This window comes from Bacillus sp. FSL M8-0071, assembly GCF_037975455.1.
Lineage (GTDB): Bacteria > Bacillota > Bacilli > Bacillales > Bacillaceae > Bacillus > Bacillus subtilis.
Genome location: NZ_CP150256.1, coordinates 2,041,690 through 2,062,220 on the forward strand (window position 1 = coordinate 2,041,690; position 20,531 = coordinate 2,062,220).

The following is a 20,531-nucleotide window of genomic DNA, read 5'->3' on the forward strand; positions in this document are numbered from 1 at the left end:
ATTACGAGATAGTCTTCTAGAATCGTGACGACAGCCTATTAAACAATGAAAAAAGCTAATGTCTGCATGTAGACATTAGCTTGGCTGGCGTTTAGGCTGGTGAGAATCCAGATACTTTTTTATTACCATTCTGGCTGATCAAACTGAAAACCGTATAGACCTTTTACTTTAACATCTCCGCAATCTGGATCTTTTGTCAAAATCAAATAATGAGTCTTATAAGGCATCGTCTCAACTCGATCAGTTGCACTAAAATCAAAATGATCCCCCGAGAAGTTTTTTTCACTAACGGTTATTTCATATCCTGACAAAGTCATTCGCATGATTCTTGCGTTAATTGTACATCCTTCAGTATCGAAAATGGTGAATCTGTACCCAAAGTGAGATGTCCAATGGTTTGAATTTAGGTCATCAGACTTCATAAACCATTTTTCATTCTCTGTCATTGTAAAACTCACTTTCTCCTCATCTTTCACGATAACGGCCGAAGCTTCCCCTACATGGATAGTCAAAGCCAAAAGAAATGTAAAAGCTAACATCATCATCTTTTTCAAAAGAGTTCCTCCCGATATCTTTTACTTCAATATATTGGAAGGGTCTTTTCTGATCAAGACAGTCTTCTCCAAATGAATCTATAGCACCATGAAATGAGCCTTAATAAGAACAGTTTTAACCCAAATCAAACTCTATTCGAAATAAGGCCTACCAATCTATATTCTTTTTAAAAGTTTCTGCATTTCTTTATATAGCTCCTAGACACATATAAAAAATGCTCCCATAAGTTCAGGAGCACTACAAAAAACTGCTAAAGTGTTTTCTATCGATTTATTGTATTCATTAGCTCAAAAAAGTATTCAGGCTTTTGAGTCTTATATAGCTTATACCATGAACGCAATGTATCTGGTGCAAATACATCTAATTTTTTCAATACTTCTACCGCAAATTCCAGAGGAGCAATTCCTGATGCAGTAACCAAATTTTCATCAGATACTGCAGGCCCCTTTTCATATAATGTTTCTCCTTTGTAATTAGGGCAGACCATATTCATATAGTCTAGGTCATTGCTTGTGTGCTTTCTCGAATTTAAGTATCCTTCATTCGCGAGGCCTAAGGTTGCCCCACAAATTGCAGCAATAGTCGTGCCGAGCTTTAAAGCGTCGCCAATTTTTTTCAAGATCGGCTGATGAATATCTTCTCCCCAAGTGTTTCCTCCGGGTAAAATGATAAGATCTTGACTCTCAAGAGTACACTCATCAAGAGAAATATCTGGTTTTATGCTTAATCCTCCCAACGTAGTTATCATTTCTTTATTAACCCCTACTGTAACTACTTTTAAAGATGCTGCATCTTGTTTAAAGTATCTCCCTGAGTTTAGTTCCGCAATTAAATATCCATATTCCCAGTCTGACATTGTGTGAAATACGTAGAGATAAACTTTTCTCGTTTGCATCCAATAACACTCCAATCACAATTGATAAAGCTTTCTAATAGATGACTTTGCTGACAGCCATTGTCAGCATATGTATTCTGATTTGCCTATTCTTATATAATACCATGTAGGTGGGCAATTGCCCTTGTTCTCCCAACTTATTAAAAATATAAGATCAATTGATTCTATGTTTACTAGCGCAAAGGGGTTTGTTACACTAACTGTCATGGGAAACATTTCAAAGGTAATACAAAATCATTTGAATGAGGAGGCTTGATGAAGTTGAAAAATAAAGCGTCAATAAAATTCGGAATATGTGTTGGGCTTTTATGTTTAAGCATTACTGGTTTCACACCTTTTTACAGCTCAACGCATGCCGAAGCAAAATCCATAGAAGACACAAACATGGCAAGCTGTATAACGAATAAAAAATTTGTTCAACTTGAGAAAAAATTTGATGCCAGGCTTGGTGTTTATGCAATTGATACAGGTTCAAACAAGACAATCGCCTATCGGCCGAATGAGCGATTTGCTTACGCATCAACCTATAAAGTTCTAGCCGCAGCTGCTGTCCTGAAGAAAAACTCAATTGAAAAACTTAATGAAGTCATCCACTACAGCAAGGACGATCTTGTTACATATTCTCCAATCACAGAGAAACACCTAGATACAGGCATGAGCCTAAAAGAAATCTCGGAAGCGGCTATCCGTTACAGCGATAATACCGCTGGGAACATCTTGCTGCAACAGCTTGGCGGCCCTAAAGGTTTTGAAAAGTCACTGAAACAGATTGGGGATCATGTAACGAAAGCTAAACGATTCGAGACGGATCTAAACTCTGCGATTCCTGGTGATATTCGTGACACCAGCACCGCAAAAGCACTGGCAACCGATCTTAAAGCTTTCACTTTAGATAACACTCTCACGACTGACAAACGCACGATCTTAACCGATTGGATGCGAGGCAATGCTACTGGTGACGAACTGATTCGGGCAGGCGCTCCAATAGGATGGGAAGTCGGCGATAAATCTGGAGCCGGAAGCTACGGGACACGTAACGACATTGCTATCGTTTGGCCGCCTAACAGAGCTCCTATTGTTTTGGCAATTCTGTCAAACCGCTTTACGAAAGATGCTAATTATGATAATGCTCTTATCGCTGAGGCTGCAAAAATCGTCCTTAACGATCTCAAATAATATGTTTAGCCTTTTGCCACAAAGGAAAAGACATTACTTTTTTAACTCCTACCGTTCATTTTTTGATGAACGGTTCTTTCATAAGACCTCTAGAATCATATATTTAAACGCCACAAAATTAAACGTTATTATAATTAACGGCAAGTTTTCATTTTATGGAACAAGTAAAGTTTGACCTGACAAGAATTAAGACTAAGCACCCTAAAATCCGTTTTCTTCTCCTTCAAGTAAACATACAATGCAGACAACTCTCTTAAGTCTCTTATTCTGTGACCAATTTGTAATACTCATTGATATTCGGACTCTCTTCCCAATATTTCGTCTCGTTCGAAGACACTAACATATCAAACCACTTGAATTAACATAACTGAACTTGATATTGGTCACTGGCAGTTTCAATGCAATAGAACAACATTTGTTGTCTCAGAGGTTATCTATATGAGAATTCAACAATTTTTTTTATAATAATTCATATTTTTGTATCGTTGCACTTGGTGGATTTGACTCTTTTCGTGTATGGAACCACACTTTTATTTTTTCACCTCTTTTGAGATCATCTGTGTTATCAATCTCACTTAATCCTACAATTACTATGTTATTTTTAAACTTGTTCATAAGTTGTCCTTCAGAAAGATCGTAATCTTCTTTTACTGGAGTTTCTGTAGTGGTAATGAGAATTGCCCTATTATTGTCTTTAAGCACGACATAGCCTACTAGGCTCTGCATCTTTGTTTCGTCTCCGTTTTGTTCATTTTTATTGCAGCCTGCAAGGAAAATAATGAGCACTATCAAGCTTACTCCGATTTTCGGCAACCTTTCTCCCTCCCGTCATGTTTAACAATCTCACTCCATAACTACATATCAATAAACTGTAGTGTAAATCTATCCAGAAACTTCTTCATTTTCTCATATTGAATCTTTTACAAGCTGGTAATACACAAACTAAATCGGGTAAAAATTCGTAGAGGTGATTTCATTGAATGATGATCATAAAGTAACTCATTACTCTTCATTTATTTTTTCAACAATCATGGTATTGGCGGTCGCCATCTTTCCACAATACACTTCTTGGTTTGTAACAGTTTTCTTCTTGGGTTTTGCACTTATCTATACATTCGAAAAACATAAAACAAGTTCTTCAAAAGCAATATCTTATATTTCGTATTTTTTATTCATTGTTTCATTGACTTACACTTTAGTTAATATGTAAGGGACATTCACCAAACGGATCTACTTCTTTTTGTTCTTTCTCAAATGTTCGTATGTGGTTGCCTTCGAACCATACCCTTACTCTTATTCCGCTTTCAAACTCATTATTGTATGCTGCTTCTTTTTGGGTTCCAGCATAAATATACTTATCATTACTGTCGTCTACTATACATATATTTGCTCCCTTTAAAATCGAGATTTTTACTTTTTATGATCCATTATTCACTTTCAAAATAACTTCCAATTACAACATAATATATGTATAAATTGTAAATGGAGTTGATGTAATTGAAGATTAGGAAAATCTTAATGAGTTCTGCTTTATCCTTTGGCATGCTCATATCCGCGATTCCCGCATTGGCTGCTGGCACTTCGTCTGAGGTTGCAGTAAAAAGTGATGAATATGATTATGACACTATATACCGCATTAGTCCTCTGCCAATGGACTTCCAGCCAACAATAGAATACAACGGTTATACTTATACGCTTACACGACATTATTTTGATTACTCAATCGGGTTTTACACGGCTATTTATACAAAAGTTGTTTAAATTTATAAAGGAGCTTTTTAGCTCCTTTTTCTCTTGTTTTAAGCACAAATACAAGTTTAAATGCTGGTAATAAAAAATTCACTTTAAAGAAGCGCCGCCCGCAAAATGAGGCTTTTGCACACTACGCCAATTTTATATAGAAAAGCCAGACCTCCTCCAAGAGGTTCCAGCTTTTCTTAATGTGCTATCGATCTTCGTTAGTTCAACGGGAACTTTATCATTCGGTACAATTGCAGCCTCCCAACTTCTAGTTAGGGCTGATGGCGGAATATCTGATGGCTCTCTACACACATCAGACATTATAAAATTTCAATGTAGCCTTCTGTACCATGAACGCGAATTCGTTGCCCATCTTTTATCAGCTTGGCAGCATTTTCAACGCCAACAACTGCAGGTAAGCCATATTCACGCGCTATAACAGCTCCATGGGTCATCAGTCCACCAACTTCGGTGACTAAGCCTTTTATGGATACAAACAATGGTGTCCAGCTTGGATCGGTAAAGGAGGTAACTAATATATCTCCATCTTCTAAATCAGCATCTTCCATGTTTAAAATGACACGCGCTCGCCCCTCTATCACTCCGGAGGAAACAGGTAGACCTACAATCGCTCCGGCTGGGAGATTTTCTCGTTTATACTCACCTGTAACGATTTCACCATCAGACGTGATAACACGTGGTGGAGATAGTTTTTCATATAATGTGTACTCGTCTTTTCGTGCGCTGATGATTTGATAATCCAGTTTATGTGTGCGTACGACTTCGTGAAGTTCTTCAAAAGTGAGATAGTATATATCTTCTTTTTCATGAATAACGCCCGCTTCTATGAGTTGTTCGGCTTCTTTCAGTAAAGCCTGCTTATAAACGAAGTATCGATTAACCATGCCGTATTTTGGATATTCCCTAAACCCGCTGAAATTCCGGATGATATCTATCATTCGTTTTGTTTCTTTGGCTTTTTGTTCACCATCCGGTAATTGCTTCAATCGATCTAATAACTCTTGCTCTTTCTTCAAAGCTTCCTGTCGCCCTTGCTCAAATTTCCGATGGCTGGCATTAGGCCCACTGTTATTGATATTATTAAGAATCATTGGGATAAGTGTAGTTGGTTTTTCGCTCCATCGAGTTCTTGTAATATCAATTTCTCCGGTACATCGCATTCCGTATTTGCTGAGATAATCATAGATCGCGTCTCGGGTTTTGCTTCCGCCATCAAACTTAGCCAGTTCATCCAAAAAGTTATCATCTTTTACATGTTGTAAGTAATCAATTACCTCTGGATAAGGACGAATCACATCTGCGACGTCTAATAACGCAAGACCCATTTCTGAAGTAATATTATGGGGTACAGATTGAGAGAGTGTATCTGCTGCGTTTTTTTCACCTAACCACTCGTTCATTTTTTCGTTAATCCATAATGAAGCATTCATAGCAGTTCGAATCACAACCGAACTTTCTGGGTTAAATAAAATCTTCTTTAATTCCTGGATATCTTCCAGAATAAAACGAAATAAATCTGATCCTGATTTCGTTTGGATGTTTTGTTTTAACTCTTCTATCGATGTTTGACTGCTCTCAATCAAATCAGACACGATTGTCGGATCGTTTTCAACTTGAGCCGGCATATCTGCATTGCCTCTGCTGGGATTTGGTGCTGTTTTATCATTTGGTATCGACTTTATGAAATCTCGTCGCTTTATTATAGTCATAAGTGCGTCTTTTAAGAGCTGATCGTGCTGCCCCATGCCTTTTAAGAAAACTTCTCTGCTGTCAGGGGATGCTAGATGATGTGTGACATCAACAAATAGCCTTCCACCGGCTTTACGCATGGGTGCAGCAGTCGTCAACAGAAAAAAAGACAACCCCAGTGGTTTTATGGGATCCGTCATCATTTGTTGATGACCAACAGAAATATAGACGTGATTTTCTTGGTCACTCGCTTCAGGGATGGGGAATAAAGTAGTGATTGGACGACTCTGTACAATATAAAAAGTATCGCGGGCCAAACACCATTCGATATCTTGCGGCTGGCCGAAATGAGCTTCGATCTGTCTTCCAATGCGTTCCAGCTGTAAAATTTGTTCATCAGTCAGTGTTTGAGCCTTTTGCTGATCAGAATCGATCTGCTGTGTTTCTGTTCCGCCTTCTTTTCGTCCGTAGATAGCCAATTTTTTAGTTGCTATTCTCTTATCGATGATTTGCCCATCCTGTACTTTATAACAATCGGCAGACACCAATCCGGAAACCAGTGCTTCACCAAGTCCAAAACCGGCATCGATGGATAACACCTTTCGGCTTGAGGTAATCGGATCAGCGGTAAATAAAATTCCCGAAGCCTGAGGGAAAACCATCCTTTGAACGATAACGGATAAATAGACTTGGCTGTGGCCAAATCCATTTTGCATACGGTAAATAACCGCGCGATCCGTAAATAGGGACGCCCAGCATTTACTGATATGCTGCAAGATTGCATCGACGCCGATAATATTTAAATAGGTGTCTTGTTGACCGGCAAATGAAGCATGTGGTAAATCTTCAGCAGTTGCACTAGAACGCACGGCATAGGCATGTTCCTCGCCGAACTGGGAGAGATAGTGAGCCACTGCTTTCACAACATCGGAAGGAATGTCTACTTCCATAATGATTTGCCGAATCTTCCGGCTGATGTTACCAATCTGATCTCGGTCCTCAACTTTTAGCATCGCCAACTGATCCAACAACACTTGTAACGTTTCGTTTTGTTCGATGGCTTTTATATCCTACTGTTGTGACACAAAATCCTTCTGGTACTTGTATACCTTGAATTTTTGATAATTCCCCTAAATGTAACCCTTTTCCTCCAACGAGCGAAAGCTGTGTTTTTTCAATTTCATGTAAACCGAGAACCAAAGAACTCATTCTACATCTCCCCTTCAAAAAAATATTGACAAGAGCTTCCTAGCAGGATATAATAAAATTATAAGATGGATATCTATAACTTTTTAACTAGAAAGCGCACGTAGTATGATTATATCACCGTGTCTGTTTTTGTGCAATATAAAAAGAACCTGGGCAATTTCACCAGGTTCTTTTCTTAATTTCCATAGCTAGTCGCATTAAAAAACTTGGTTCGAGCTGATTCAATCCTCTAAGGAAATCCTAAAGTTGGGTTCTTTTTGAATTTACTTGCTTTGTTCGTAGAGTCCCCATTTATAAATTAGACTTTTTGTTCTTAACAGTCCCACCGTTAACTAGTATAAAGTTATGAGGATTCTGGTTAACTACTGAGATATTTTTATTTTGAGTAAGGCTTATGTTTTATAAAGAAGGGTTATGTAAAGGTGTCTGTTGTGAGCAAGCGCTGACTACAAAAAATTGATAGCATTCTCATTTAAATACCATTCTATTAACCTATAGGAAAAGTTATAAAACCAGATGGAGAATACCCTACCTCCAGCAATTCCAAGGCCGTTCACCTAGTAGAAAACAACCTTTAAGCATTACTAACGATTTTAATAATCATTGATTATAAAACTTCTCAAGGAACGATCAGCAGCCCGTTAGCTACCCCTAATTAAAGATGATCTGCTACCACACTGTTACGTTAGAACTTCCACTACTTTGATATCCTTCTGTCGCCATGACTTGGTAAGCCCAATTACTGCCCAGATTCATTCCATGGCTCTTCCATGCGTTCACATGATTGCTGAAAGTGATTGTAGCGTTGCTTCCAGTTGGTCTCTTCGTCTGGCGAACACTCCAGTACTGCGTAAAAGTAGTGCGATCGCCATCAATGGAAGGTGCGTTATAACGTGTAGTTGTATATATGTCATATGTACCCCCATCACTTTTTACAGTACCTTTATACGTTCCAGTAGGTCTATAAGTACCCCATGAATCCACTACATAATATTCTATGAGAGGTGATCTCGTCCAACCATATAAAGTTAAATATCCATTGCCATTCGGCGCCCAAACTCCGGCATTATAGTTTATCGTCCTAAATGGCGAACCTGTAGTCCAACCTTTACCAACAACAAAATTTCCGGTATTAGACCAATTAACACTGTAATTCCCGCCAGACCCATTGACAGCGTTTACTATACCGCCCCCATCAGTCCAATTTTGCCAGTAGTCTGTGCTAGCTGCGGAGGCGGTTGCCGAAAACAAGCTAATACTCATTAAAGCTGCCGATAATCCAACTAAGAAATTCTTTTTAAACTTAAACATATGTTACCTCCTATAAAATTTTTTTCCGACTTTGAGGTAGCACTCGTAATATATTTAAAACATTCTTAATTACTAACGCCAAAGCTTTTGATCGTCCTCTTCAGTATAATAACACGAATTCACGAGCGAATATTAAAAGTATTTGTAATTTAATTACAAATACCTAGAAACACATTATAAGTGGTCTTCTTCCACCATATCCTGATCCTTTTTTCGTAGGATCACAATTCTTGTTTCTAATTCAGATGGAGTAATATCTGTAATGAATTCCCATTGAATCATTTCAAATAAAGGAGATACACATTAGAGATTGTGAAATTATTGTAGCTGCCGCTTGTCTAATGAAGGGAAGCAAATTTATGAAGAATATGAAGAACTGAAGAAGAAAACAATTAAGGTTATACTAAGAAAGAACTGCTCAATTAGAATTATTGACCAAAAATTTGAGGATGATAGCTTAGATCAGTTTTACAAAGAAGTTGCAAGATTTTTATTTGAAAGGGCTCTGAAAAAGAATTGACAATCAGGGTAACTGTGGGATGTAACCGAGCCTCCAATTCAAAATAAATATCTTTAAAATTCTTATTTTATTTAAAGAGGGACTGTATATCCCTCTTTAAAATTAAGCTTTAGATTGCTGCTGGAAGTAATAAAAATTGTACTTTTGATCAAACGCTTCTTCGCTTCCACAAAGAAAAATAATGAATTCAATAAATGCGATAATAGACGGAATACCAGTCCAGCAAAACAAAATATATAAAATACCTTGTCCTACTCTTCCCAAATAAAACTTATGTATTCCCAGACCCCCGAAGAAAAATGCTAATAATGCCGCTACAATTTTGTTCTTCTTGCTTACCATGACTTCCTCCTAGTTCATTGCTACCATTTTTAAAGTAATGCTTTCACATTATAATGCATTTTCCACCAGAAATCGTGAAAGTTTTGAAATTTTTTTGAGATTTTTTATTTTATGGAGAAATGAAAGCTCATATAATTGAACTAGATGGTTTTGGGAGGCGTTTATTCAAAATGTATGGCCAAAGATTACGTCAATTACGAAAGGCACACAAATTAACAATGGAACAGTTAGGTGAGAAAATTGGAATTGCAAAATCAAGTTACGGCGCGGTATAAAACTGAAAGAAAAAACCACCATTGGACAAGTTGATTATTTTAGCTAGGCTATATGATGTTACAGTTGATTACATACTTGGGTTAACGGATGATCTTGATCCTAAAGTGGAAAGAAAAACCTAAATAGAAAAACCTTATATCCACTGGGATGGATATAAACTTACACCTGCGATGTTAGATCCTATACGGAAAATTTTAAAATTGGTTACTGCAAACAACAATTAAAAAGAGCCCGCATAAGGGCTTTTGCCTAAAACAATTATATCATTGAATTTTCCGCCTCATTTTCAATAAGTTTATTCATGATGATAGCTAAACTTTCACCAGCTTTTTGTGGCTTCTCACCTGCTTTTATCAGCACTTAAAAAGTCCACTAAGCTATTTTGATTTATAGTAACTGTTTCTTTATAAGCTTTGTAAGCTTCCTCAAACTGATCAAATTGCACACCCTTCATAGCAAAAACAGCTAATTTATCAGAAATATTTCCATATGACTCTGTTACACTAAAAAATCTTTTGACATTGATTAGTAAGGTAACGCACTTTATATAATCATACCCCAGACCAATATGTAAATTGCCTGCAGCAAACAGCAAATCGTTCAAAACTGTGTACGGTTCACCATTCCTTGCAACTGTCTCAATCCCTTTGTATAAGTATAATAAAAAGACAAATGAATTTTTATCTGTGGAACGCTCAGGTAATAAGGACACTATAATAACTTACTTTAAACCAAAACATCCAAATAAAAAGGCTGGTTATAATTATTATAAAAATCAATAGGAACTATAAATATATAAAGAGGGATTGCTATGCCAAAATTATATACATGTTTAATTTGCGGATATAAAGGATTAATTCAAAACCCATTAAACAATGATGGTGAGTATCAAAAAACATTTGATATCTGCCCTTGTTGTGATTTTGAATACGGCTACAGTGAAGATCATGACGTAAGCTTAGGTTTTATTGTAACGCCAGATTACTTAATTGAAGCTGCAATTCAGTTATACCGAAAACAGTGGATTGAGAATGGCATGAAAATTGCAAATCCTAAATATATTCCAGATGAATTTAGAAACGGTGACTGCTTAAAATTTGAGGTGTTGTTAAACCAATTGAATAGCCTAAATCTCGATACAGAAAACTTTGAAATCAAGGGATTTAATGGTTATTAAGCAGATCCAAGCCCCCATATGGGGGCGTTCTTATTATTGTACAGTCTATCAGAACTATTTATAGAAAAACTATTTAATGTATTGTATAAATATCACTGACCTTTTCTTTCTCCATTCAACTTCCTTAACCCTCAACTGTTTGCTGCTGCATCACATTCCTCCTTTTTGATTTTTGTGTATCAAGCCTGTACAATATTCAAAAACCCTAAAGGATGATGAACATGTGTGGCAAGTTCACTTTATTTTCTGAGTTTGATGACATCATTGAGCAATTCAACATAGATCAATTCTTACCTGAAGGTGAATATCACCCTAGCTATAATGTCGCTCCTTCACAAAACATCCTGACAATTATCAACGATGGATCCAATAAACTTAGATGGGTCTTATCCCTCCTTGGGCTAAAGACGAAAAAATCAGTTATAAAATGATTAATGCTCGAGCTGAAACATTGGCCGAGAAACCAAGTTTTCGAAAGCCGCTCGTAAGTAAACGAATGGAAACGCCTTGATCCAAAGACATTGTATTGTCATTCTGGTCTTTTACATGAAGCCTGTGTTGTTCAAGATTAATGTAATGGACTCTGCCGGTGACATTTTCAACGAATCCATTGTTAAAGAGTTTGAATTTCAACTCTTTATTAAATTCAAGTACCTCAGAGACAACTAATCTGCCCTTGCATCAAAGGAGCTCCTATTTCTGATAAATCGATTCCATGAGCATGATAATACAACTGGTTTCCCATTATTCCGAACTTCTTTTCAAGCAGCTCTAAAGGAAATTTGGCTAACTGATCTACAGTCGATATTGCCATCCGATTTAGGTTTCTTTCCATCCTCCCTCCTATCCCCCACATTTTAGACAACGGGTGAACCTTCCAGAGTTTATTTGGCACATCCTCTTATCTCCAACGTGCAATGCCATTCTTTGTTTTCTTACTTTCCAGGTCAAGCGCAAGCTTACTCAGCAACATATTATCTCCAATGCCTACTGTGCACATCAAACCAAATTCTCTCCATATGCTGAAAGCTGTTAGATGCAGTGAATGGCCTTTTCGTCAATTTGTCTTTTTTTAAAAAAGGCCTATCTAAAAGCTCGGGAAAGAAATGCTTATCTTTGCTACACTGATCATATTTTCATAAACGTGCTTTATCTCATTAAACAGCCAAGGACACTCTTGCTCGCGACATTCTGTGTGTAGAATTTTTACAACCGGCCTTCTGTTCAAACAAGAAATTTAGTTTATTTACAGAAAACACACCTTTTTAATTTATCGAAAACCTTAAAAATTAATTTTTTACTTTATTTATTAAGTAACTAAATATATAATATAAAATTGAAGCGCTTTCAACATTAAATGATTAAAAGGAGGAACTGGTTTGCTGAAAAAAGGATGGATTTCTTTTACGGGTGCTTTCGTTTTATCTTCTTCTCTTCTTATGCCTTCCGCACAAGCCCAGGAGCAGATTATTAATCTTGTAGATGCTGAAGCATCAACGTCGACAAAACAGCTGTTTTCTTACTTGCAAAGTATTAGCGGCGAAAAAGTTTTGTTCGGCCAGCAGCACGCAACGGATGAGGGAATTACCGTTACCGGACCCGGTCTGCGGACAGGTTCTACCGAATCTGAAGTGAAAAACTCGGTCGGTGACTATCCCGCCCTCTTTGGCTGGGATACGCTCAGTCTTGATGGCTATGAAAAGCCGGGATCACGTGAACAATCTGCCGCCGAAAATCGAGCCAATCTGATCAAATCGATGAAAACCGCACATGAACTTGGTGGCATCTTAACGCTTAGTACTCATCCGCATAACTTTGTAACCGGCGGCGGCTTTTATGACACAAGCGGCCGTGTAGTCAAAAATATCCTGCCGGGCGGAAGCTATAATGCTAGATTCAATGAATGGCTTGACAACATTGCTGCTTTTGCAAATGATTTGAAAGACAACGAAGGCAAAGATATTCCTGTGATTTTCCGCCCGTTCCACGAGCAAACCGGCGGCTGGTTCTGGTGGGGAGCTCAAACAACTTCGGCTGCAGAATACAAAGAACTTTACCGATATACTGTAGAATACTTGCGTGATGTAAAAGGCGTCGATAACTTTTTATACGCTTTTTCACCAGGTGCATCTTTTAACGGAGATGAAGAGAAATACCTAAAAACCTATCCTGGAGATGATTATGTTGATGTTTTAGGATTTGATCAGTATGATAATCCAAACAATCCGGGGTCTGAAGGGTTTTTAAATACTCTCGTAGTAGATCTTGGCATGCTCTCAAAATTAGCAGACTCGAAAGGGAAAATAGCTGCTTTAACTGAATATGGACTTGGATTAAAAACAAACGGAAACCTTGACACACAATGGTTCACGAGAGTGCTTGATGCCATCAAAGCAGATCCCTATGCAAGAAAAATTTCTTATATGCAGACCTGGGCTAACTTCGGGCTTAATGGCAACTTGTTTGTTCCATACAAAAATGCACCAAATGGGCTCGGAGATCACGAGTTACTTCCTGACTTTATCAATTTTTATAAAGACCCCTATTCTGCTTTCTCGAAAGATGTTGGGAATATATACGGAGGAGCAGTACCGGAAACAGTTGCAGAAAAGCCGTTTATGCATATTGTTTCGCCAATTGACCGTAGTCTTTCGCTCCAAAAAGTTACACCAATCAGCGTTAGTGTGATTCAGGGTAAACCCAAAGATATTTATTATACCGTGAATGACAAAGCGAAGAAGTACCCTCTTGTCAAAGGTGATGGTTATTATTATGAAGGGTCTGCTGCTTTAAAAGGTGACAAAGCAACTATTCATGTAACAGCCGAATTTGCTGATGGAACCTCTCAAAAACAAACGATTAAGGTGTATTTAAAAGAGCCAGAAAAACAGCCACCAACAGTTGTTGATACATTTGAGACATATTATGGCGATGATGAACAGCTGCAGGCTGCCTTTGCTACTCAAGGTGATCCCTTAAAGCTATCGTTAACCAGTATCGTAAAAACGGAAGGTTCCTATGCATTAAAATATGACTATTCACTAGCTGGAGCAGGTTATACTGGCATGACCAAATCTCTAGATAGTGTTGACTGGGCTGAAGCAGATTCAATTGATTTCTGGCTGAAAGCAGACGGTGGAAATCAAAAAATGGTTGTTCAACTCAATGCCGGAGGAATCGCCTTCGAGGCGTATCCGTCACTTGCTTCTAAAACAGCCAGCGAGGTATCAATCCCATTTTCCGAATTTAAACCGGCCCCATGGGAATCTGCCGAACGGCAAAAAGAAACATTAACAGCTGAACACTTGAAAAGTGTAAGGGCGTTTTCTATTTATGTAAATGCTACGGGATCAGAACCTGTTAACGGCACGATTTACCTTGATAATATTCGTGTATCATCTTCTGGAAAAACAGACTTTACCGATATACCGGCCAGCCACTGAGCACATATATATAATGGCTACTATTCTGATTCGGGCCTATGAATGGAAAAACGGATCTGTTTCAATTAACATCTTTCCTTTATAATTCAGAATATATAGTGAAGCTGTTGGAAAAGCCCAACAGCTTCACTTAATAGGTGTCAAATGCTCTCCGCTACAACGACTTCGTATAGCTTCTCTTTGATTAGAAAACATTAAAATTACTTTGTGCAAAGCTTATTAACTTACTAATTTTTATTAAAACTATGATTGTAATAATTTGAATATAAAAAAGCATAGACAAGAGGTCTATACTCATTGGGGAGAGGCAGTTGGAGAACTGACAGAATCGCGGTAAATGATACGACCCTTTACTTGGACCCGACCAAATTTTTTAGAAGGATCGTTTACTTTTTCATACATAAATTGAACAGCGGTACGTGCCATTTCTTCCACATCGACAGCTACAGTTGTTAATTCAGGAAACCCGATTGTTGCATAAGCATCATTGTCGAAACCAACTACTGATACATCTTCCGGTACCTGATATCCGTGTAAGACGAGCTTATTAATCAAGAGGCGTGCTACCTGGTCACAGTTACAAACAAAGGCAGTTGGCATTTGGTCTGGCAATTGAATATCTACAAATTTCCCCTCTTCATTCCGGTCATTTAAAATATAATTGTCGTTTCTTTCTAACCTGTGTTCAAGGAGCGATTTATAATAACCCAAAAAGCGGTCTTGAATACTGCTTGTCGCGTATAAATTACCGACGTATCCGATTTCCTTGTGTCCTTTGCTGATCAAGTAGTTTGTTAAATCGTAGGCGCCATAAAAGTTATCCGTAATAACCGCATCCATATCTGTTTTCTCATCATAAAAATCCATAAATACTACTGGAATATTTACGGACTGCATCATCTCAATGTATTCTTTACTGACCTGCCCCAATATAATCAGACCATCTACTTTTTGTTCCGAGTAAATACGTGGCGGCACTAAAGTTTTTTCATCATTTGAACTTAAAATGTGAAGGATGCCGTAATAACCTTTTTGCTCCAGCGATTTAGACAGAGACTGATAGATGTTTAAATAAAATGACTGCGTCATGCCCGTAAATCGTTCTGGAATAGTAACACCAATATTATAAGAACGCCCGTCTTTCATGGCACGGGCTGATGTGTTGTAGCGATAACCCATTTCATCAGCTACTTGTTTGATTTTTAATTTGAGATCAGCACTGACTCCTTCTTTATCATTTAGAGCTTTCGATACTGTTACGCTGCTTACACCAAGCTTTTCTGCAATATCTCGCATGGTAATATTAGTTTTCAAATCCTCGCTCCTCTCTGAATTATTGTTAATCGATAACTTAATTTTATGGCTAATAAAATCTTTTGTCAATGAGGCTTACTGAAATCCACCCCGAGAGCGTGCACAGATTGGTACGTAAATTTTAATACAACAGCAGCGAATAGTATGAGCGGAACAATTAAAGCCTATATTCACTGTTTTTAATATAAACAATGGATATAGGCGGAGTATGGCAAATCATTAATTATCAACGTTTTAAATCTAGCACAAAACTATTATTTGTTTATAACTTAACCCCGTTTGAAGAAATTACTCCCTTAAACCAATCGAAGCTTTTCTTCTTATATCTATTCAAATCTCTTAAATTTGTTTCATCTCTGTTTACGAAAACAAAACCATAACGCTTCTTCATCTCACCTTGAGAGCTTAAAATATCCGTTGATCCCCACGAAAGGTATCCGATAACATCTACACCTTCTTTCATGGCCAGTTTCATTTGTTCAATATGTTCCCTTAGATAATCAATACGATACTGATCTTCCACTGTTTGGTTTTCGTCCAGCTCTTCTCTTACACCAATCCCATTCTCTGTTATGAAAATAGGCAGCCGATAACGGGCATACATATCTTTTAAAGCCACTCTTAAGCCAATTGGATCAATTGCCCATCCCCACTCATTGGTATCTAGTTTTGGATTCGGACATACACCTGAAATAATGTGTCCATCCGTTTCCGGCAGGTGCTTAACCGTTTGACTCTGATAATAGCTGAGGCTTAAGTAATCAACTGTGTTATCCTTAAGTAATTCAGCATCTCCCTCTTCAAACACCGGCATTATGTTGTTCTGCTCAAGATGACTGGTAACATAAGATGGATACTCGCCGTGCACAAATACATCAAAATAAAAGTCTGTCAATAACTCTTTTGCTTTCATATTTGCTATAGCATCTTTTGGATCACAGGTCGCTGGATACGTTGTTAGGTAGGTTACCATTCCTGCCATTTGTCCATTTGGCACTAACTCATGCAGAGCTTTTACCGCCTTAGCATGTGCAATAAAAGCATTGTGGCACACCTGATATCTTAAAGCCTCAACTGATTCATTATCAGCCAATGTAACTCCCCAATATTGCGGGTTTGTTAAAACAAGATTTTGCTCATTAAAAGTAAGCCAATATTTAACTTTTCCTCCAAATCGTTTAAATACTGTCCTTGCATATTTATCAAATAACTCTACGACTTTTCTGGAAGCAAAACCGTTATATTTTTCTGCCAACGCCAAAGGTAAATCAAAATGATAAAGAGTGATAACAGGCTGGATTCCGTTTGTCAGCATCTCATCAAATAATTCATCATAAAACTTTAAACCTTCTTCATTAGGTTCTCCTTCTCCATCTGGAAAAACCCTTGACCATGAAATGCTTGTGCGGTAGGCATTAAATCCCATTTCTTTAAAAAGCGCAATATCCTCTTTATAGCGATGATAAAAATCCACTGCTACCTTCCAATTTGAATGATTATTCTTTACCGGCCTTGCATCTACTATAGACGGGCCCTTTCCCCCCTCATTCCAAGCACCTTCAGTTTGAAAAGATGTTACCGCTCCTCCCCAGAAAAAACCCTCGGGGATAATATTCTTATTATTCATTTCTTTGCACTCCTTAATTGTGAAATAACATTGCAGGCTTACCTCAAGAACATTCTTTCAAGGCGTATGTTTAAGCGAAAAAAGAAATCTTATGTTGTATTACCTTATAATTATCGCTCTCCGCCATTCTGGTAGAGTTCTCTCCAGAATAGTTTTACTGCTTTTGCTGAGTCTTCCGCACAAACACATCTATTACGCACCACTATAGAGCAGGAACATAAAAAGCGGAAGCAGGCTACATTTGATAAACCTTAGGTGCATCCTGCAAACAAATAACGGTCTAAGTCAGATCTAGTATTCTTAGTTCAAAACTTCACTTTTGTAGATTTTTCTCAATATCATAGTCCCACACATAACATAGAGAGAAGGAGCAATGAATATAAGAAAAATTAAATTCATCTGACTTAATAAAACTATGACTAAAAATACAGCAAATAATAAAATAGATCGTACAAACCTTTTAAACATTAAATAAAAACCATAAAATAAAGCTTTCTTTACACTTAAATTCAACTTAACCAAGTTCCACGATACATATGTGAATAGCACCACTCCCAATAAATACAAATAAACAAACGCAAACTTTGTAAAAACTCCTATATCTGCCGGTACGGATTCAGGTAATGGAAATATGATAAACAGCCCTGTATAAATAAAAAAACAAAAAGTAAACAATGAAATTTTTTTATAACCTTTGTATTTTTGGCTTCTCTCTCGAAGTCCTTCCCTAATAGAACCCCCGTTCCCCAAAAGAACTTCATCCATCATTTCAACCAATGTACAGAAAGAAGCAACAAGACCAAATATAAAGAACTCTTTTATCAACGCTACCCAAAAGAATACACTCGTTTTAGCCAGGCTAAAGACCAAATCCATTATCCAGAAAACCTTGCTGTCTAAATACGTACTTTTATTCATCCGTTTCACCTTCTTGAAATAAGGTACTTGATTTAACAAGTACCTTTTCGTTATTATTTCAGGTTATATTCTTTGCGAATCTGATCCGCAATTTTTTTCAATTCTTTTTCCGCATCGAGATCCTTCAAATTAATATTGTCAATGACCGGCTGGATTTTATTTGCAATCTCGGCATAATCAGGTGTATACGGTGCATTCATAACAGTTTTGCCTTCTTGAAGAAGCGTTCCTAATGAAGCTGCATTCTCCGGCGCGTTTTTCATAGTAGTTATTTTATCTGCATGACGCTTTACCACTGGAATTGCGTTAATTGTATCAATCTGGATATCCTGCCCTTTACCGGTTGATAGGAACTTCAGCAACTCAAATGCTTCTTCAGGATGTTTTGTCCCTTTTCCAATACCGATTGGCAGATAAGAAGCTGCAGATACATTGCCGGCTTTTCCTGCTGGCATTGGTGCCACATCCCACTCAAAGGAAACGTTTTTCTCTGTATCTGCCCAGTCCCATGGGCCCATTAATTTCATGCCCGCTTTTCCAGTTAGGAACAAATTAGACATGCCCTGTGCTTGAGCTGAAGTTGGTTGAACTTTATATTTGTTGATAAGATCGGATCCAAACTGGATTGCTTCAATTGTTTCCGGCGAGTCCACTGTCACTGTCTTGCCATCTTGACTTATGTATGATCCCCCGTTTTGAACCAAAATTTCCCCAGTATAGTAGTTTTCAATTCCAAACTGTACTGTTTTTCCACCTTCAACTTTTGTTAATTTCTTCGCTGCATTAAGGAAGTCATCCCAAGTCCAATCATCTGAAGGATATGGCACTCCTGCTTCATCAAACATATCTTTGTTATAGCCCATCTGGAATGTCGCTGCATCACGAATCAGCGCGTATTGCTTGCCATCAACCTTACCCATTTCAAGAATGTTAGGCAAGTATTCATCTTTATTGATCTCTTTATCAGATAGATCCATCAATACATTTTTAGATACTAACTGTCCAAAGGCAGATGGTTGGATCCAAACTAAGTCTGGCTGGTCACCGCCGGCAGACATTGTTAGGAACTTGTCGTTAAACTTATCGTATGGAGCATAAACCATTTCAACATTGACACCAGGATTTTCTTTCTCAAATGCTTTAAAGATTTCATTTTCCAGTTTTGTACCTTCTGGATTGTTATTCCAAACTAATATACGGAGCGTCACGCCATTCTTTGAGTCCCCACTTGACGTATCAGATCCAGAACATCCCGACAAAAAGGCTGATAAAGCCAGCACAAGGGTTAAAAGGAAAACACCTAATCCTTTCTTCTTAAACATCGAATTACTCCCCCCTATTTATTTAGTAAAATATAGATAAGGAATAGATAAGGTTCCAGAAAAGGTCATTATCTAGCCTGACCCTTACTAATCAAACCTAGCTATTACTTTCCACCAGTAGTAGCGATACCTTCTATGAAATACTTCTGCCCAACAAAAAACATGATTATCAAAGGCAGAATAATAAGCACACTTGCTGCCATCATTGGTCCCCATTCTATCAATAATGCACCCTTGAATTGGAGAATCCCTAAAGCTAGCGTGAATTTAGAATCGTCATTGAGATAAATTAACGGTCCCAAGAAATCGTTCCAAGTCCACATGAAGCTCAGCAAGGCAACAGTAATGACTGCCGGAGTGGATAACGGAAGGACAATCCGCCAGAAGATTCCCAGAGTGCTGCACCCATCCAAATAAGCTGATTCTTCAAGCTCTTTTGGGATGGTTTTAAAAAACTGTCGAAGCAAGAAAATAAAGTAAGCGTTACCAAAAAAAGCAGGAACAATTAGCGGCAAAAAAGTATTTGTCCAACCAAGTTTCGCAAAAATCATGTATACAGGAATCATGGTGACTTGCGGAGGGAGCATCATAGTTGCCAACAACAAGATAAACCAAACATCCCGTCCTTTTCCCTTAATTCGTGCAAAACCGTAAGCTACCAATGTCGAGGATAAAACCGTCCCAATTACCGTTGCTACAGTAACAATGATGGAGTTTAAATAATATTGACCAAAGTCCACGATAGTGAATACGTCTATATAATTCGCAAAATCCCATACCTTCGGCAGCAAACTAGGTGGAAAAGAAATGGCTTCATTTTCAGGCTTTAGTGATGTCCCAACCAACCATAAAAATGGAAAGATGAAAACGATAGATAAACTGACAAGAAGTCCGTATGTCAGAATTCTTTCAAAAAGTTTACCTTTTTTTATGCTGCTCTCTTTTTTTATCCTCACTGCTTTGGTTTTTACTTTTGCGATTTCCACTCCACTTTCC

14 protein-coding genes and 9 pseudogenes are annotated in these 20,531 nt (G+C 37.7%); 7 read left to right on the top strand and 16 right to left on the bottom strand.

Features of this window, described 5'->3' with window-relative positions:
* Window positions 1-122 precede the first annotated feature (122 nt).
* Both MKX71_RS10140 and MKX71_RS10145 read right to left on the bottom strand, forming a co-directional pair.
* On the bottom strand, window positions 123-554 hold the full coding sequence (locus MKX71_RS10140; protein WP_038429093.1) for a hypothetical protein: 432 nt from the start codon (window positions 552-554) through the stop codon (window positions 123-125).
* A 263-nt stretch (window positions 555-817) separates the two neighbouring features.
* Window positions 818-1,450 (bottom strand): type 1 glutamine amidotransferase family protein, encoded by a 633-nt coding sequence (locus MKX71_RS10145; protein WP_101172412.1) that lies wholly within the window; start codon window positions 1,448-1,450, stop codon window positions 818-820.
* A gap of 255 nt (window positions 1,451-1,705) precedes the next feature.
* On the opposite strand from MKX71_RS10145, the gene bla reads away from it, so the two are divergent.
* Window positions 1,706-2,626 carry a class A beta-lactamase gene (gene bla / locus MKX71_RS10150; protein ID WP_033883975.1) on the top strand — a complete coding sequence of 307 codons (921 nt, stop codon included), beginning with the start codon at window positions 1,706-1,708 and terminating at the stop codon, window positions 2,624-2,626.
* Between the two features lie 262 nt (window positions 2,627-2,888).
* Here bla and MKX71_RS10155 read toward each other — a convergent pair.
* The 3 genes and pseudogenes from MKX71_RS10155 to MKX71_RS10165 form a co-directional block, all read right to left on the bottom strand.
* Window positions 2,889-2,978, bottom strand: a pseudogene (locus MKX71_RS10155) (SMI1/KNR4 family protein); the annotation flags it as partial.
* A 107-nt stretch (window positions 2,979-3,085) separates the two neighbouring features.
* Window positions 3,086-3,439, bottom strand: a complete 354-nt coding sequence (locus tag MKX71_RS10160) for a DUF3221 domain-containing protein (RefSeq protein WP_230488193.1) — start codon at window positions 3,437-3,439, stop codon at window positions 3,086-3,088.
* 418 nt (window positions 3,440-3,857) lie between these two features.
* Window positions 3,858-4,010, bottom strand: a pseudogene (locus MKX71_RS10165) (hypothetical protein); the annotation flags it as partial.
* 113 nt (window positions 4,011-4,123) lie between these two features.
* On the opposite strand from MKX71_RS10165, the gene MKX71_RS10170 reads away from it, so the two are divergent.
* Window positions 4,124-4,387: a hypothetical protein gene (locus tag MKX71_RS10170; RefSeq protein ID WP_015251940.1), complete on the top strand. Its 264-nt coding sequence runs from the start codon at window positions 4,124-4,126 to the stop codon at window positions 4,385-4,387.
* 299 nt (window positions 4,388-4,686) lie between these two features.
* Here the strand turns inward: MKX71_RS10170 and ppsA are convergent.
* The 3 genes and pseudogenes from ppsA to MKX71_RS10185 form a co-directional block, all read right to left on the bottom strand.
* Window positions 4,687-7,285 (bottom strand): annotated as a pseudogene (ppsA, locus tag MKX71_RS10175) (phosphoenolpyruvate synthase).
* Between the two features lie 669 nt (window positions 7,286-7,954).
* Window positions 7,955-8,596, bottom strand: coding sequence for an endo-1,4-beta-xylanase XynA (xynA, locus tag MKX71_RS10180; protein ID WP_015251938.1), 642 nt, complete (start codon window positions 8,594-8,596; stop codon window positions 7,955-7,957).
* Between the two features lie 622 nt (window positions 8,597-9,218).
* The gene (locus MKX71_RS10185) at window positions 9,219-9,458 is read right to left on the bottom strand and encodes a TM2 domain-containing protein (RefSeq protein ID WP_014477028.1); all 240 of its coding nucleotides are present in this window, start codon (window positions 9,456-9,458) and stop codon (window positions 9,219-9,221) included.
* Between the two features lie 170 nt (window positions 9,459-9,628).
* On the opposite strand from MKX71_RS10185, the pseudogene MKX71_RS10190 reads away from it, so the two are divergent.
* Window positions 9,629-9,958 (top strand): annotated as a pseudogene (locus tag MKX71_RS10190) (helix-turn-helix transcriptional regulator).
* Between the two features lie 34 nt (window positions 9,959-9,992).
* Here MKX71_RS10190 and MKX71_RS10195 read toward each other — a convergent pair.
* Window positions 9,993-10,338 (bottom strand): annotated as a pseudogene (locus MKX71_RS10195) (hypothetical protein).
* A gap of 46 nt (window positions 10,339-10,384) precedes the next feature.
* Here MKX71_RS10195 and MKX71_RS10200 point away from each other — a divergent pair.
* The 3 genes and pseudogenes from MKX71_RS10200 to MKX71_RS10210 form a co-directional block, all read left to right on the top strand.
* A pseudogene (locus MKX71_RS10200) lies at window positions 10,385-10,516 on the top strand (SAR2788 family putative toxin); the annotation flags it as partial.
* A gap of 29 nt (window positions 10,517-10,545) precedes the next feature.
* The gene (locus MKX71_RS10205) at window positions 10,546-10,911 is read left to right on the top strand and encodes a hypothetical protein (RefSeq protein WP_038429099.1); all 366 of its coding nucleotides are present in this window, start codon (window positions 10,546-10,548) and stop codon (window positions 10,909-10,911) included.
* A gap of 221 nt (window positions 10,912-11,132) precedes the next feature.
* Window positions 11,133-11,404: pseudogene (locus MKX71_RS10210) on the top strand (SOS response-associated peptidase family protein); the annotation flags it as partial.
* Here MKX71_RS10210 and MKX71_RS10215 read toward each other — a convergent pair.
* A pseudogene (locus MKX71_RS10215) lies at window positions 11,332-11,580 on the bottom strand (YolD-like family protein); the annotation flags it as partial. The pseudogenes MKX71_RS10210 and MKX71_RS10215 sit on opposite strands and share 73 nt — an antisense overlap.
* Window positions 11,576-11,935: pseudogene (locus tag MKX71_RS10220) on the bottom strand (UV damage repair protein UvrX); the annotation flags it as partial. The pseudogenes MKX71_RS10220 and MKX71_RS10215, both read right to left, overlap by 5 nt.
* 355 nt (window positions 11,936-12,290) lie before the next feature.
* Here MKX71_RS10220 and MKX71_RS10225 point away from each other — a divergent pair.
* Entirely contained in the window at window positions 12,291-14,354 is a 2,064-nt protein-coding gene (locus MKX71_RS10225) for a glycosyl hydrolase (protein WP_339232026.1), read from the top strand.
* Between the two features lie 294 nt (window positions 14,355-14,648).
* Here the strand turns inward: MKX71_RS10225 and MKX71_RS10230 are convergent, their stop codons facing one another.
* From MKX71_RS10230 to MKX71_RS10250, 5 genes are all read right to left on the bottom strand, one after another.
* Window positions 14,649-15,668 (bottom strand): substrate-binding domain-containing protein, encoded by a 1,020-nt coding sequence (locus MKX71_RS10230; RefSeq protein WP_015251932.1) that lies wholly within the window; start codon window positions 15,666-15,668, stop codon window positions 14,649-14,651.
* Between the two features lie 262 nt (window positions 15,669-15,930).
* Complete coding sequence (locus MKX71_RS10235) at window positions 15,931-17,295, bottom strand: glycoside hydrolase family 1 protein (RefSeq protein ID WP_015251931.1); 1,365 nt, start codon at window positions 17,293-17,295, stop codon at window positions 15,931-15,933.
* 300 nt (window positions 17,296-17,595) lie between these two features.
* Complete coding sequence (locus MKX71_RS10240) at window positions 17,596-18,213, bottom strand: hypothetical protein (RefSeq protein WP_339232028.1); 618 nt, start codon at window positions 18,211-18,213, stop codon at window positions 17,596-17,598.
* A 53-nt stretch (window positions 18,214-18,266) separates the two neighbouring features.
* Window positions 18,267-19,535 (bottom strand): sugar ABC transporter substrate-binding protein, encoded by a 1,269-nt coding sequence (locus MKX71_RS10245; RefSeq protein ID WP_038429103.1) that lies wholly within the window; start codon window positions 19,533-19,535, stop codon window positions 18,267-18,269.
* A 104-nt stretch (window positions 19,536-19,639) separates the two neighbouring features.
* Entirely contained in the window at window positions 19,640-20,521 is an 882-nt protein-coding gene (locus MKX71_RS10250; protein WP_236833390.1) for a carbohydrate ABC transporter permease, read from the bottom strand.
* Window positions 20,522-20,531: the final 10 nt, after the last annotated feature.